The organism is Polynucleobacter sp. MWH-Jannik1A5, assembly GCF_018881795.1.
Taxonomy (GTDB): domain Bacteria; phylum Pseudomonadota; class Gammaproteobacteria; order Burkholderiales; family Burkholderiaceae; genus Polynucleobacter.
This window is the reverse complement of the sequence record NZ_JACVPQ010000001.1, coordinates 919,735-932,980: the sequence shown is the minus strand read 5'-3', so window position 1 is coordinate 932,980 and position 13,246 is coordinate 919,735. Positions and strand designations below refer to the sequence as shown.

Below are 13,246 nucleotides of genomic sequence, written 5' to 3'. Positions count from 1 at the left end.
AATATTCAATGCCCTAAAGTGAATTCAGGGGGTTTTTATTGCTCTAAGCTGTTGAATTTACAGCATTTACTTTTCTTGGCCGCCCTCGATGCCGAATGACAGTCATCTCTGGGGCATCCTTGAAGAGCTTTTTTGCATAAATGTCACTCACCCAAGGCTTGGATCGAATGAGCGATTCAGTAATTTGACGGTCCTCCCAATGGGGGGCGCCTTCCTTAACAAAGCTTGCCCAGTTCATCTGCCTTTCAAAGGGGGTATTGCCCAACCTCCAAAAATATTGATGATCTACCAACCAAGACTCCGAACTCTCACCAATATGTGCTGAAAAACTAGTCCAAGTAGAACTTTGAGGATTGGATTCAAAACCGGCTCTCACCGGATTGAGCTCGATATAGCGCTGACAACGCAAAAAATAATCTGGGTCTATTAAGGATGAGCGATACCTACCCTCCCAAATAGTCCCCGAGCGACGATGCTGTTGATTGAAATACTGTGCGTAACGTCGCCCCAGGGATTGCATTGTTTTTGCAAGAGAATCTTCGCTCTGTGGAGTCATCAACAGATGAACATGATTGGGCATCAAAGCAAAGGCATGAACTGCGCAACCAAATTGCCTGGCCGCCTCACGCAACCACTCTAAATAAGTGCGACGATCTTCATCGCTAAAAAAAAGGGTTTCACGGTTATTACCGCGGACCATCACATGCATTGCTTGGCCGGGTATTACAGTGCGCGCTTGCCGTGCCATCTTAAAAGCGAACTATTGCAGTTCGCGCGCACCACCACTGTTAGAAAACTCTGGAATAAACCAGTCGCCATCAACTTGTGTAACACCACTTGGAACTTCACGAGCCTGCTGAGGAATCTCTCTTAATGCTGTACCCATATAAGAAATCCACATTGGTAGAGCAAGGCCGCCACCGGTTTCACGATCGCCCAAGCTCGCTGGCTTATCAAAACCAATCCATGCAACAGCAACCACTTTCGGGTTGTATCCTGCAAACCAAGCATCATGAGAATCGTTCGTTGTGCCTGTTTTACCTGCAATATCATTGCGCCCTAACTTACCGCGAGCAGAAGCTGCAGTACCTGACTTAGTTACCTCTTGCAACATACTATCCATTACAAAAGCAGTACGCGCATCTAATACACGTGGCGCATCTTCACGAGCATGAGTAGGTTTTGCTTCAAACATGACAGTGCCTTTAGAGTCGACCATCTTATCAATCAAGAATGGATCTACGCGGTAGCCGCCATTTGCAAAAACACTATAAGCAGAAGCCATTTGTAAAGGCGTAACCGAACCCGCACCCAAAGCCATCGTTAAGTAAGGGGGATGCTTTTCTGGTTCAAAACCAAAACGTTGAATGTATTCCTGCGCATAAGAAGGACCAATCGCTCGGATGATCCGTACTGAAACTAAGTTCTTCGACTTAGCCAGCGCATTGCGCAAGCGCATCATGCCTTCATACTTACCATCATAGTTTTTTGGTTCCCAGGCCTGGCTACCGGTTTCCATGCTACCGATTGATAAGGGCGCATCATTCACCATTGTGCTGGGTGAAAAACCTTTTTCAATCGCTGCCGCATAAATAAATGGCTTAAAAGAAGAACCCGGTTGACGCAACGCTTGCGTCACATGATTAAATTGATTGCGACGGAAATCAAAACCACCCACCAGAGACAGGATTGCACCAGTCTCTGCATTCATGGACACAAACGCAGCCTCAACCTGTGGCAGTTGCGCTAACTTCCAAATCCCGCCATCTGACAATAGTCGTACCACCGCACCTGGTCGCAACCGCTTCTTAGGCTGAGTGCTATCGGTAAGGGATGCGGATGCCAACTTCATGCCCTCACCCTTAATAGTGATGGTGTCACCAGTTGAAATCATGACCTGCATTTCCTTGGGCTTAACGTCAAGCACAACACCGGACTGCAAATCATCTAACTGAGGATAAGCAAGTAGCGCCTCATCAATTGCACGCTGGCGTTTTACAGGATCTTGCGGAAGATCTATAAAACCTTCTGGCCCACGATAAGCATGGCGTAGGTCATATTCAAAAATTCCTTTACGTACCGCCTTATAAGCTGCGTCTTGATCGGCCTTCAAAATGGTGGTGTAAACATCAATTCCTTGGGAGTAGATAGCTTCACCATATTGCGTAAACAGTAACTGGCGCACCATCTCAGCCGGGAAGTCTGCGCGGACCGCAAACTCATTGCCCAAGCCGCGAATATGTAATTCCTCAATCATCGCTTTTTGGTATTCCTCTGGCGTGATGTATCCCAGATCACGCATGCGTTGAAGAATGTACTCTTGACGAATCTTTGCGCGACGGAAATTGCTAACTGGGTTGTAAGCTGAAGGCGCCTTTGGCAAGCCCGCCAACATAGCCGACTCAGCAATCGTGATGTCTTTTAATTCTTTACCAAAATAAATCTGTGCTGCGCTTGAGAAGCCGTAAGCCCGCTGCCCCAAGAAAATCTGATTCATATAGATTTCAAGAATCTTGTCCTTGGTTAACTGCGACTCAATTTCCCAGGCCAATAAAACTTCATAGATTTTTCGACTAAAAGTTTTCTCGTTGCTCAGGAAAAAGTTGCGTGCCACCTGCATGGTGATAGTTGAGGCACCCTGCGAGAGGTTGCCACGTAAGTTGGTTAACGTTGCTCGCAAAATTCCTACGTAGTCCACGCCACCGTGAGAATAGAAGCGATCATCCTCAATTGCTAAAACAGCATTTCGCATACTTTGAGGAATTTCATTTAATGGGATTACCTTACGACGCTCCTCGCCAAATTCACCAATGAGTACTTTGTCAGCCGTATAGATACGCAAAGGTGTCTTGGGGTTGTAGTCGGTTAATGCAGAGATCTTCGGCAGATTAGGTTTTGCTACCAAAAAGGCATAGCCCATCAGCAAGGTAACCACTAAAGCAAAAACAACGCCAATAATTAATAAGGCCTTTACCAGCGGATTGCTTGATTTCTTGCGCGGTAAACCAGACTCAACTCGTGTATGCCGAGGACGTCTTTCGAATGGACGAACGGGACGTTGATTCAGGGGCGGCTTGTCTTTAGGAGTTAAGGCCATATGCCCAAATTATAGGGTGCTTAGTCAATTTACCTAAAAGCTCCAAAACCCTCGTTTTGAGATGCATCAAGACCCAATTTCTGACGCAGTCTTCAAACTAGAACGATGTCTTTTCAGGCTGCAAAACTGAAGAATATGGCCATGCCTGCACGACACATTTCCAGCGAATCCTTTGACGAAATTTTGAGCGAGCTTGGCGATGATCCTGCCATACCCGACCCCCATGGAATTCGCAAACCTCGGCCCCAACAAAGCACGCCCCGAGGTGACTCAGTCCAGAGTAATCATCGCTCTTTCCTTAACCCCTTATCCAAGCTTCAAATCCCGAGCTCCATTCAAAATCTAGGCGGATTGATTGCCCTCTTTTTTGGGGTCTTGATAGTAGTAGCAGTTGTTAGCTTTATCACCTATAACGCCCTTGATCAGAGCTCCAAAAGCGCTCAGGAGGAATCTCAAAAACTCATATCTGAGCTAAAAAAGGAAATAGCCTTCATGCGTAATGAATTTCATGAAAATCAGGAAGATTTATATATGGCAATAGAAGAAATAGAAGTGAGTATTCACTCATTAATGAATCGAAAGCCTGAAATTAAAGTTTCCAGCAGGCCAGCGGTGCCCTCCCAGGAGACTGAATTACGCCGCTGGCGCTACCTGGGGGCCGCTCAAATGGGCGACTCTCATCAAGCATTTTTCAGCACAGGAAAGGGGAATGCCGCTTTCGAAAAAGGGACTCGAGTTTTGGGTGACTGGCGGCTTAACAGCATTGAAAGTGGCATGGCAACCTTTAGTCACCCCCAGGGCAAATCGCTAGTTCTGAAGACCCCCCACAGCGAATGAAACGCACCCTGCATTTTCTTCAATGCCACTTAAACAGCATCACTACTTTGCTTGCTTTGTTGATGCTTTTTTTACCCAATCTAGCAGGCGGAAACGCGCCCTCACAAAATCACCTGTTGAGACCAATTAGCCTGCAATTTACTGAGATAGAAATAAGAGATCTTTTGCTGGTTTTAGCTAAATTGGGGAATACCAATTTTTTATTAAGTGAATCAATCAAAGGAAAGATTTCAGTCGACCTCCATAAGACTCCCTGGCAGACCGCGCTGGACTCTATTATTGCCAGCCGTGGTTTGAGACTCGTACGCAATGGTGATATCTATTGGATCGGACCCCATGCAGAAATCCAGGCCTTCCAAAAGTTTCGTCGTGAGGATGCAGCTCTTCCATTTGGTGGAGATCACATCAACAGTCCAAGACAGATTCTGATAGAGGCTCGGATTGTGGAGGCAGATGAACGCTTTGCTAGAGAGCTAGGGGTCAAACTGGGATATCAAGCAAATGGAGCCGGCAATCAAAAGCTGACAGGTAATCTTGACTTAGGTGGCGCTGGGTTAAGCGGCTTCAATCCAGCAACCGTGGCTGCAACTTTAGTGTCTAAAAATGCTAACCGTATTCTGCAAGCAGAACTATCTGCCCTGGAATCAGAGGGTCAAGGAAAAATACTGTCCAATCCCCGCATTATGACGGGCGACCAAGTCAAAGCAACAATTGAACAAGGCACCGAACTTCCCTATCAAACCTCCAATCAAAACGGCAGTAAATTGCAATTTAGAAAGGCTAATTTACGCCTCGAAGTCCTTCCCAAAATTCATCCAGATGGCAAGATTTCAATGCTAGTAGGAATCAATAAGGACACAGTGGGCATGAAAACAGAGCAAGGGTATGCCATAGACACCAAAAGCCTCAGTTCCGAGGTCACTGTTGAAAATGGTGGAACAGCGATCATTGGCGGCATCTTTCAGACAACCGAACGAGAGGATGAAGTCAAGATCCCTTTATTGGGGGATATTCCGCTGATTGGCCATTTTTTTCGCCATAAATCCAAATTGCAAGATAAAACTGAGCTGCTAGTCTTTTTAACTCCGACTGTTCTCGACAAACCCTAATAAAATCGAGGGGTGAACTCTTCGACAAACAATATCTTTCTAATCGGCCTGATGGGCGCCGGGAAGTCGACCGTCGGTAAAGTCCTAGCCAAAAAATTAGGGCGTCGATTTCTAGATGCCGACCATGTCATCGAAGAACGCTGCGGCGTAAAAATTCCCGTCATTTTTGAAATGGAAGGTGAAGAGGGTTTTCGCAAAAGAGAGGCTCAAGCCATTCGTGAAATCACCAATGAAAGAGACATTATTTTGGCAACTGGTGGTGGCGCTGTTTTATTGCCAGAAAATCGTCAAGCACTCAGCGATCATGGGACCGTCATTTATTTGCACGCAAATCCAATTGAGCTTTGGCATCGCACTAAAGGTGGTGAAGGGCGTCCACTTCTTAAAAATGGCGATGCCAAAAAAATTCTAGAAAATTTATACGCTATTCGCGATCCCCTCTATCGCGAAATTGCTGACCACGTTATTGAAACTGGTAAACCAAGTGTTAATCAATTGGTCAACACCTTAATTATGCAGCTTGAACTTTCCGCTTGAAGAATATGATGAAAACACTTGAAGTTGATCTTGGTAATCGCAGTTATCCAATTTATATTGGCACAGACCTCATTGATCAGCCTAACCTATTTAGCGCCTGTGCAAAAGCAACCTCTATCTACATCGTCAGCAACACTACGGTTGCCCCAATTTACGCAGAGCGTCTGACCAAGACTCTAAATACTTTTGGCAAGCCTGTTAGAACGATTGCGTTACCTGACGGAGAGTCTTATAAAGACTGGAAAAACCTTCAGCTTATTTTTGATGACCTGTTGAAGTTTGGCGCTGATCGTCAAACAATGCTGGTTGCCTTAGGCGGTGGAGTCATTGGTGATATGACTGGATTTGCTGCAGCCAGCTTCATGCGTGGCATTCGCTTTATTCAAGTACCAACAACCTTGCTAGCTCAGGTGGATTCATCTGTAGGCGGAAAGACTGGCATCAACCATCCGCTTGGTAAAAATATGATTGGCGCCTTTCATCAGCCCGTTGCTGTGATTGCAGACCTTAATACTTTAAAGACTTTACCCCCAAGAGAACTCTCCGCCGGTCTTGCGGAAGTGGTTAAACATGGTGCTATTGCCGATGCGCAGTTTTTAAATTGGATCGAGGCTAATGCAAAGGCATTATTGGCTTGTGACACTGACGCCATGGGTCACGCAGTTTTGCGTTCGTGCGAAATTAAATCTGCAGTAGTGTCTGCAGATGAAAGAGAGGGGGGCATTCGTGCAACTCTGAACTTTGGTCACACTTTTGGACATGCAATTGAAGCAGGCATGGGTTACGGCGAATGGTTGCATGGCGAAGCGGTTGGTTGCGGCATGGTGTTAGGTGCCGATTTATCGCGCCGCCTTAACTACATCAGTGAAGCCGATGTCCAGCGCCTCACCAAAATCATCCAATCGATGAATCTACCAATTACCCCACCTAAGTTTGGTGGGGATCGCTACATGGAGCTGATGCAGGTTGATAAAAAAACTGAGGGCGGGCAAATTCGTTACGTTGTTTTAGAAAAGATTGGTAAAGCCCAGATTAAGAGCGTCGCTGACGACCAGGTCATTGAAACATTGAAAGCTACTGGTGCCGCTTAAATAAGAGCAATCTTTATTTCTTGGCCTGCCTGAGCAGTAGCAAACTCTGATAAATCACTTAAAAGCTCTTTGCCTGTTTTAGTATCTAGCCATAAAGGCTTGGCCACAGTGCCAGCCCAGCGATAGTGATATCCGCCTGATTTTGCGGCTACCCAAATTTCATGCAAAGGTGGCTGAGTATTCACCACGATGACGCTTCTATCCTTAAAACGAATATTGATGACGTTACCGCCCTGGCGCTCGACGTCTAAATCCAGATCTAGCGCATCATCTGCAGCTTCTAGCGCCGCCTCTATAGAATGTAGTAGGTGACTTCCCAGTTGATAAAACTGCTTGTCATCAATGGTTTCTGTGCCTGAATTATTTGGATTCATACTGGAGTCCTGCATGCTATATTCAATCATTCGTTTTAGAGACATTCATGATAGCGATTCTTAATAGAGCCCTCTGCCTTAGCTTTTTAATATCCCTTGTTGGGTGTGGGGTAAGAGGACCGCTATTTTTGCCCAATGTGCCATCTGCCCCTCCGGCTCCCACAGAGCCTGAACCCAAAGGCAAACTCTACCCACCCCAAACACCTGCCAGCCCAAGCAATCCTTCAACGGCCAAGTAATGACAAGCAAAGCACTTCCAATTCCTCAGTTATCCGGTTTTTCGGAACGTAATGGCAACTGGTTTGCCGAAGAAATTCCACTGGCAGATTTAGCAAAAGAGTTTGGCACCCCGCTCTATGTCTATAGCAAAAAAGCATTAACTGAGGCCTATCAGGCATACGATAAGGCCTGTATTGATAGCAACGGCAAACGTCGTGCGCGCGTGCACTATGCCATGAAAGCCAATAGTAATTTAGCAGTGCTTGATTGCTTTAAAAAATTGGGCTCTGGGTTTGATTTAGTTAGCGGCGGCGAATTAGCGCGTGCGTTAGCCATTGGTGCAGATCCGAAAAGCCTGGTATTTGCTGGCGTAGGTAAATCCGCCTCTGAAATTGGCGCAGCCCTAAAAGCTGGTGTGAAATGCATCAATGTTGAGTCCATCGCCGAGCTACATAAAATCAATCGGGTTGCATCTGAATTAAATCTGCGCGCCCCTATTTCTTTACGCGTTAATCCGGATGTGGATGCACAAACTCATCCTTATATTTCTACTGGATTGAAGGGCAATAAATTTGGCATCGCCTATCACGAGGTTTTAAAAACATACCGTGAAGCATCACAACTTTCTCAAATTGATGTTGTCGGTATTGATTGCCACATTGGCTCACAAATTACCACTACTGCACCTTACTTAGATGCGCTCGACAAAGTATTGGACCTTGTTGCACAACTGAAAAAAGAAGGCATTGTTATTCACCACCTAGATCTAGGTGGCGGTCTCGGAATTTCATATAGCGATGAAACTCCGCCAGACATTACCGACTTTACAAACACTTTATTAAATCGCGTGGCTGAACGTGGCTTTGGCCATCTGGATGTTGTTCTTGAGCCAGGCAGATCATTAGTTGGTAATGCTGGCGTACTCCTAACCACGGTGGAATATTTAAAGCCAGGTGCTGAAAAGAACTTTTGTATTGTGGATGCCGCAATGACTGAGCTGATGCGTCCAGCCTTATATGAAGCGCATCATGGCATTGTCCCGGTACAGAATAAAACAGCTACAGCCTTAACTTATGACATTGTTGGCCCTGTTTGCGAATCCGGTGACTGGCTAGGAAGAGATCGTCATCTAGCTATTGAAGAAGGCGATCTTCTCGCCATTCTTTCTGCTGGCGCTTATGGTTTTGTAATGGCATCCAACTACAATACGCGCCCTAAACCTGCTGAGATTATGGTTGATGGAAAAAATGCTTACGTCATTCGTGCTCGTGAAAATACTGCGGATTTATTCTCTTCGGAAACAGTTTTACCAAGTTAACAATTTACATCTGTTGATAACGTCGTAAAAGTTTGAGGCAATAAAAAACCCCGCTACATGAGCGGGGTTTTGTTTTTTATGCTGTTACTAATTAACGTAATCCTGCGATGTAGTCAGAAACTGCTTTCATTTCTAAATCTGACATCTTGCCTGCAATAGCCGTCATCATTGGACCATTCTTGCGAGTGCCATTACTAAATGCAACCAATTGTGCGTATGAGTAATCAGCCCATTGACCACCTAAACGTGGGTACTGTGAAGGAATGCCAGCACCTGTTGGGCTATGGCAAGCTGCACATGCTGGAACACCCTTTGCTGCAATACCGCCGCGGTAGATACTTTGACCTAACTCGATGGTTGCCTTGTCTTGAGCAACACCCAAAGAAACGGGCTGCTTAACTAAATAAGCTGCAATGTTTTGCATATCCTGTTCAGTCAATGTGGCTGACATACCCATCATCACAGGATTAGCACGAGTACCTTCTTTAAAGTTCTTCAACTGCTTGGCTGTATATGCTGCGTGTTGAGCAGATAACTTAGGCCAAGTAGCAACTGCGCTTTGACCTTTAGGGCCGTGGCAAGTAAGACAAGCTGTAACGCCGCGTGAAGGGTCGCCATTAGAGTACAGAGCTTCGCCAGCTGCTGCATCAACTTTTGGCTTGCCTGGAACAGCAGCCTTAGCTTCAGCAGCAGGTGCAGCCGGAGCCGCATCGGCAGCAAAAACTGTGCCAGAAATGCCAATCAAGGCGAAAATAGAGAGAGCCGCAAAACCAGCACGTAAGCTAGTTAATTTGGAGATTTGAGAGGTTTGACGCATTATGTTTACCTTGGCAAAAATTCCTAAAAGTGTTTGGGCCCTGCATTTACAACCTTTTACCCAACACCATGAGATATTTCATGATTTTGCGTGATTTTACAATAGCTTCTGGACATGTCTAAACTCTTTCAAGCCCGCTTCGCCACTACAGTCAATGACACCCATTGCCTGCCTGCCACACCCCTGCGTGAGGTAGCCTTTGCCGGACGCTCAAATGCGGGCAAATCCAGCGCTATAAACGTCCTTTGCAACCAAAAAAGACTCGCTTTTGCCAGTAAAACGCCTGGCCGCACCCAACATATCAACTATTTCGGCCTTTTTGCCAAAGATGACCTCCTAGCCTACTTAGTGGACTTGCCAGGCTATGGCTATGCAGCTGTCAACCATGAAACCAAATACCACTGGAATGCCCTGCTAAGCGACTATTTGCAGGAGCGCGAGCAGTTAGTCGGCATGATCCTTATTGTGGACTCTAGGCGCGGCATCACCGATTTGGATGAGCAAATGATTGAGTGGTTTGTCCCAACCGGTAAACCAATCCACGTTTTGCTCAGTAAATGCGACAAACTCAATAAAAGTGAGTGCAAGCATGCGCTTGAAGCAGTCCGCAAGCAACTGCAGCAATACGACCCAGCTTTGCCCGATGGCACTGGTGAGTCCAAGCAACTTACGGCACAATTATTTTCAAGCACCAAACGCATCGGTCTTGAAGAGGCCGACAATATTGTTATTAAATGGTTATTTGAAGCAGAGACTAAAGAAGATGAAATCACCAGCTAATTCATTGCTTAATTTTCCGGGGCATCGTCCTCGCCGCATGCGTCGTGATGATTGGTCACGCCGCCTTATGCAAGAGAACAGCGTCTCTGCCAATGACTTGATCTACCCAGTGTTCCTGCTTGAAGGCCAAGGCAAATCCGAAGCCGTTGTCTCAATGCCTGGTGTCAATCGCGTATCTTTAGATCTACTCATTCCAGTTGCACAAGAGTGTGTTGATTTAGGTATTCCAGTTCTTGCACTCTTTCCGGTGATCAACTCCTCGCTAAAAACGCCTGATGGTAAAGAAGCATTTAATCCAAATGGTCTTATTCCAACTGCCGTTCGCGAACTCAAAAAACGCTTTCCCAATCTAGGCATCATGACGGATGTAGCACTTGATCCCTATACAAGTCATGGTCAAGATGGTGTCCTTGATGAGCAAGGTCGCATTCTCAATGATGAAACTACTGCAATCTTAGTTCAACAAGCGATTGCGCAAGCTGAGGCTGGCGTCGATATCGTCGCACCCTCAGACATGATGGATGGTCGCATCGGAAAAATTCGTGAAGCGCTTGAACAAAAGAAATTGATTCACACTCGCATCATGGCTTACTCAGCTAAATATGCTTCTGCGTTTTATGGTCCATTTAGAGATGCCGTAGGCTCTGCCAAGAACCTAGGCAAGGCAGATAAAAAGACCTACCAAATGGATTGCGCCAATGGGGATGAGGCTTTGCGAGAGATTGCCCTCGATATTAGCGAAGGTGCTGATATGGTGATGGTCAAACCTGGCATGCCTTATTTAGATATTGTTCGTCGCGTACGCGAAGAGTTTGATTACCCAACTTATGCATACCAAGTGAGTGGTGAATATGCCATGCTCAAAGCCGCTGCACAAAATGGTTGGTTAGATCACGATGCTGTAATGATGGAATCACTACTTGCATTTAAACGTGCTGGTGCCGATGGTGTTCTGACTTACTTTGCGCTTGAAGCGGCGCGACTCATTAAAGCAGCTAACAAATAATGAAGTAGTAACTCGGTTGCTGTATGGCTGCTTTAGTTTTTCAACACGTTTCTTAAGCGCTCAATAAAACGTTGTGGTGGCATATAGCCAATCACACGTTGATCTTTTTGCTCTTGCGAATTTTGATCAAAGATCAGAATGCCTGGGGGACCAAATAAACCAAAGCGCTTCAGCAAAGCCTGGTTATCGGGGCTGTTTGCAGTGACATCAGCCTGTAATAAAACAAACTGCTTTAGCACTTTACTGACTTCTGGATTTGCAAAAGTATTGACTTCCATTTCTTTGCAACTAATGCACCAATCAGCATAAAAATCCAAGAGGACTAGTTTCTTTTCTTCTTTGGCTTTGCTCAATTGAACATCAAGCTGCGCCGGCGACTGAATCACAATAAACGCCAAGTCTCCAACTTGGTGAATACTCTGACCATTAACTGTTTTTGCAGTTCCAGGAGCGTCATTCTTTTGCAGCAATGGCGAGGCAATCCAAGCAGCCGTTGCAACCAATAAAACACCTAGAGTGCGCTGTAACCACACCATCCAGATTCCAGTAGATGGAATCAAGATGCGGGCTTCAACAGCAATAAATAGCAGCGGTAGACCCATTCCTAGCGCCATTACAAAGAGGAGTCCGGCGCCTAAACTCATAGAGCCGGTTTGCGCAATGAAGGCTAGAACGCCTGCCAAGGGAGCCGTAATGCATGGGCTAGCTACCAAGGTAGAAATGCCGCCCAAAGCAAAGGCCCCAAATGCACTGCCGCCCTTTTGACGCCCTGCAAGCCTATCAACATGCTGATGCCATGATTGGGGTAGACGCAGATCATATAAGCCAAAGAGACTGCCAGAGAGAGCTAATAGCAAGAGGGCAAAGGTGGCGAGCGCAAAAGGACTTTGTAGGGCACGCTGTACGCTGCCCCCCAGAGCCGCCATGAGCACGCCTGCTAAGGCATATACCAAAGCCATCCCTAAGACGTAGGCCAATGCTAGGGCGCTAGCGCGGCCCTTTGAAATAGCTTTGCCACCTTGAGTCCCGAAGATGACGCTGGATAGGATCGGCAACATGGGAAGCACGCAAGGCGTAAATGCCAAAGCCAGGCCCAATACAAAGAAGGCTAGAAATAAATACGCAGTTGAAGTGTTTTCCAAAAAGCGGCCGATAGCATTTACATCATCACGCTCACGCCATAAATCCGTCAGACTAAATTCCACGCCTCCCTTAAAGCTAGGTGAAGGCGCGCCCTCCAATACATCTGGAATTGGTGCAGCCTTGACCCCGGGTCCAGCAAGTAAAAATTTAAGGGTCATGGGTGGGTAGCAAATGCCTGCCTCTGCACAACCCTGAAGAGTGATCTCCAAATGAACAGGCTGCCCAACTGCAGGCTTAATCTCTAGAAAAACTAAGAATGGTTCTTTGTATACCTGAAGCTTTTTTTGAAAAGTTTCATCAAATTTTTCTATGCCCGGTGGTAATGCAGGCCTTATATTGCTTAGCTTCTCAGCCTGTGAGCCTGCTTGGAACTTTAAAGACTCTTGGTAGATGTAATAACCTTTAGAAGGCAGAAATTCTAGTTCGACTTGATTGGAATTTTCTAACCAAGTGGCCTCCACCCGAAATGCTTTTTCTGGAGGCAAGAAATCTTGCGCAGCAAATACTTGCGCAGAGAGGAGTAACATGACCGCAAAAATTCTTACCAAGAAAGAATGTAATTTCATGACTTCGAATTTACCTCAGACTCGACCCATGCGCCGTACTGTCTTTCATGCTGCTCTGGTGAAAAAGCCAAGATCTCAGGCAGGTCATAAGGATGGGCACTTTGAATAAAAGCCAATATCTCAAGCCACTTTGCTTCGATAGTTTTTGCAGATAACAACACTTCTTGCTCTTCGCAAATTTTGCCTTCCCAGCGATAAATCGAATGAATACCCTCAGTCAGCTGCGCGCAAGCAGCTAAATTCTGCTCAACTAAGGCACGGGCTAAGCCCTTAGCAGCATCCAAACTAGGAAGGCTGGTAACCACCACCAAAAGCTTACTGTGATTGACTGGGATGTTTTTAGACATTCTGT

At 46.1% G+C, this 13,246-nt stretch carries 14 protein-coding genes; 8 read left to right on the top strand and 6 right to left on the bottom strand.

Annotated elements, in window-relative coordinates; translation table 11 throughout:
• Window positions 1-43 precede the first annotated feature (43 nt).
• Together ICN23_RS04745 and ICN23_RS04740 are read right to left on the bottom strand one after the other, a co-directional pair.
• Entirely contained in the window at window positions 44-748 is a 705-nt protein-coding gene (locus ICN23_RS04745; protein WP_216231101.1) for a transposase, read from the bottom strand.
• Between the two features lie 12 nt (window positions 749-760).
• On the bottom strand, window positions 761-3,097 hold the full coding sequence (locus tag ICN23_RS04740) for a penicillin-binding protein 1A (protein WP_216231100.1): 2,337 nt from the start codon (window positions 3,095-3,097) through the stop codon (window positions 761-763).
• A gap of 105 nt (window positions 3,098-3,202) precedes the next feature.
• Between ICN23_RS04740 and ICN23_RS04735 the strand changes: the two genes are divergently transcribed.
• From ICN23_RS04735 to aroB, 4 genes are read left to right on the top strand one after another with little or no spacing between them, the layout of a single operon-like run.
• The gene (locus ICN23_RS04735; RefSeq protein ID WP_216231099.1) at window positions 3,203-3,934 is read left to right on the top strand and encodes a hypothetical protein; all 732 of its coding nucleotides are present in this window, start codon (window positions 3,203-3,205) and stop codon (window positions 3,932-3,934) included.
• Window positions 3,931-5,043 carry a secretin and TonB N-terminal domain-containing protein gene (locus ICN23_RS04730; protein ID WP_370624754.1) on the top strand — a complete coding sequence of 371 codons (1,113 nt, stop codon included), beginning with the start codon at window positions 3,931-3,933 and terminating at the stop codon, window positions 5,041-5,043. Before ICN23_RS04735 ends, ICN23_RS04730 begins: the two co-directional genes overlap by 4 nt.
• A 12-nt stretch (window positions 5,044-5,055) precedes the next feature.
• Entirely contained in the window at window positions 5,056-5,580 is a 525-nt protein-coding gene (locus ICN23_RS04725) for a shikimate kinase (RefSeq protein ID WP_216231097.1), read from the top strand.
• A gap of 8 nt (window positions 5,581-5,588) precedes the next feature.
• Window positions 5,589-6,671 carry a 3-dehydroquinate synthase gene (gene aroB / locus ICN23_RS04720; RefSeq protein ID WP_216231916.1) on the top strand — a complete coding sequence of 361 codons (1,083 nt, stop codon included), beginning with the start codon at window positions 5,589-5,591 and terminating at the stop codon, window positions 6,669-6,671.
• Here aroB and cyaY read toward each other — a convergent pair.
• A complete protein-coding gene (gene cyaY, locus ICN23_RS04715; RefSeq protein ID WP_370624753.1) occupies window positions 6,668-7,090 on the bottom strand; it encodes an iron donor protein CyaY in 423 nt (140 codons plus the stop codon). The genes aroB and cyaY overlap by 4 nt on opposite strands.
• Window positions 7,091-7,092: 2 nt before the next feature.
• On the opposite strand from cyaY, the gene ICN23_RS10090 reads away from it, so the two are divergent.
• Window positions 7,093-7,284, top strand: coding sequence for a lipoprotein (locus ICN23_RS10090; protein WP_223146560.1), 192 nt, complete (start codon window positions 7,093-7,095; stop codon window positions 7,282-7,284).
• Complete coding sequence (gene lysA, locus ICN23_RS04710; protein WP_216860542.1) at window positions 7,284-8,582, top strand: diaminopimelate decarboxylase; 1,299 nt, start codon at window positions 7,284-7,286, stop codon at window positions 8,580-8,582. The genes ICN23_RS10090 and lysA overlap by 1 nt, the downstream gene beginning before the upstream one ends.
• A gap of 91 nt (window positions 8,583-8,673) precedes the next feature.
• Here lysA and ICN23_RS04705 read toward each other — a convergent pair whose 3' ends face one another.
• A complete protein-coding gene (locus tag ICN23_RS04705; protein WP_216231096.1) occupies window positions 8,674-9,399 on the bottom strand; it encodes a cytochrome c in 726 nt (241 codons plus the stop codon).
• Between the two features lie 114 nt (window positions 9,400-9,513).
• Between ICN23_RS04705 and yihA the strand changes: the two genes are divergently transcribed.
• Window positions 9,514-10,179: a ribosome biogenesis GTP-binding protein YihA/YsxC gene (yihA, locus tag ICN23_RS04700; protein WP_216231094.1), complete on the top strand. Its 666-nt coding sequence runs from the start codon at window positions 9,514-9,516 to the stop codon at window positions 10,177-10,179.
• Window positions 10,163-11,185 carry a porphobilinogen synthase gene (hemB, locus tag ICN23_RS04695; RefSeq protein WP_216231092.1) on the top strand — a complete coding sequence of 341 codons (1,023 nt, stop codon included), beginning with the start codon at window positions 10,163-10,165 and terminating at the stop codon, window positions 11,183-11,185. The genes yihA and hemB overlap by 17 nt, the downstream gene beginning before the upstream one ends.
• 32 nt (window positions 11,186-11,217) lie before the next feature.
• On the opposite strand, the gene dsbD is transcribed toward hemB, so the two are convergent.
• A complete protein-coding gene (dsbD, locus tag ICN23_RS04690) occupies window positions 11,218-12,894 on the bottom strand; it encodes a protein-disulfide reductase DsbD (RefSeq protein WP_216231091.1) in 1,677 nt (558 codons plus the stop codon).
• Window positions 12,891-13,241: a divalent-cation tolerance protein CutA gene (gene cutA, locus ICN23_RS04685; protein WP_216231090.1), complete on the bottom strand. Its 351-nt coding sequence runs from the start codon at window positions 13,239-13,241 to the stop codon at window positions 12,891-12,893. The genes dsbD and cutA overlap by 4 nt, the downstream gene beginning before the upstream one ends.
• Window positions 13,242-13,246: the final 5 nt, after the last annotated feature.

Excerpts from the sequence above, each read along its gene's own strand:
- ICN23_RS04745 (WP_216231101.1), bottom strand. The coding sequence starts at position 748 with ATGGCACGGCAAGCGCGCACTGTAATACCCGGCCAAGCAATGCATGTG.
- ICN23_RS04740 (WP_216231100.1), bottom strand. The coding sequence starts at position 3,097 with ATGGCCTTAACTCCTAAAGACAAGCCGCCCCTGAATCAACGTCCCGTT.
- ICN23_RS04735 (WP_216231099.1), top strand. The coding sequence starts at position 3,203 with ATGTCTTTTCAGGCTGCAAAACTGAAGAATATGGCCATGCCTGCACGA.
- ICN23_RS04730 (WP_370624754.1), top strand. The coding sequence starts at position 3,931 with ATGAAACGCACCCTGCATTTTCTTCAATGCCACTTAAACAGCATCACT.
- aroB (WP_216231916.1), top strand. The coding sequence starts at position 5,589 with ATGAAAACACTTGAAGTTGATCTTGGTAATCGCAGTTATCCAATTTAT.
- cyaY (WP_370624753.1), bottom strand. The coding sequence starts at position 7,090 with ATGTCTCTAAAACGAATGATTGAATATAGCATGCAGGACTCCAGTATG.
- ICN23_RS10090 (WP_223146560.1), top strand. The coding sequence starts at position 7,093 with ATGATAGCGATTCTTAATAGAGCCCTCTGCCTTAGCTTTTTAATATCC.
- lysA (WP_216860542.1), top strand. The coding sequence starts at position 7,284 with ATGACAAGCAAAGCACTTCCAATTCCTCAGTTATCCGGTTTTTCGGAA.
- ICN23_RS04705 (WP_216231096.1), bottom strand. The coding sequence starts at position 9,399 with ATGCGTCAAACCTCTCAAATCTCCAAATTAACTAGCTTACGTGCTGGT.
- yihA (WP_216231094.1), top strand. The coding sequence starts at position 9,514 with ATGTCTAAACTCTTTCAAGCCCGCTTCGCCACTACAGTCAATGACACC.
- hemB (WP_216231092.1), top strand. The coding sequence starts at position 10,163 with ATGAAATCACCAGCTAATTCATTGCTTAATTTTCCGGGGCATCGTCCT.
- dsbD (WP_216231091.1), bottom strand. The coding sequence starts at position 12,894 with ATGAAATTACATTCTTTCTTGGTAAGAATTTTTGCGGTCATGTTACTC.
- cutA (WP_216231090.1), bottom strand. The coding sequence starts at position 13,241 with ATGTCTAAAAACATCCCAGTCAATCACAGTAAGCTTTTGGTGGTGGTT.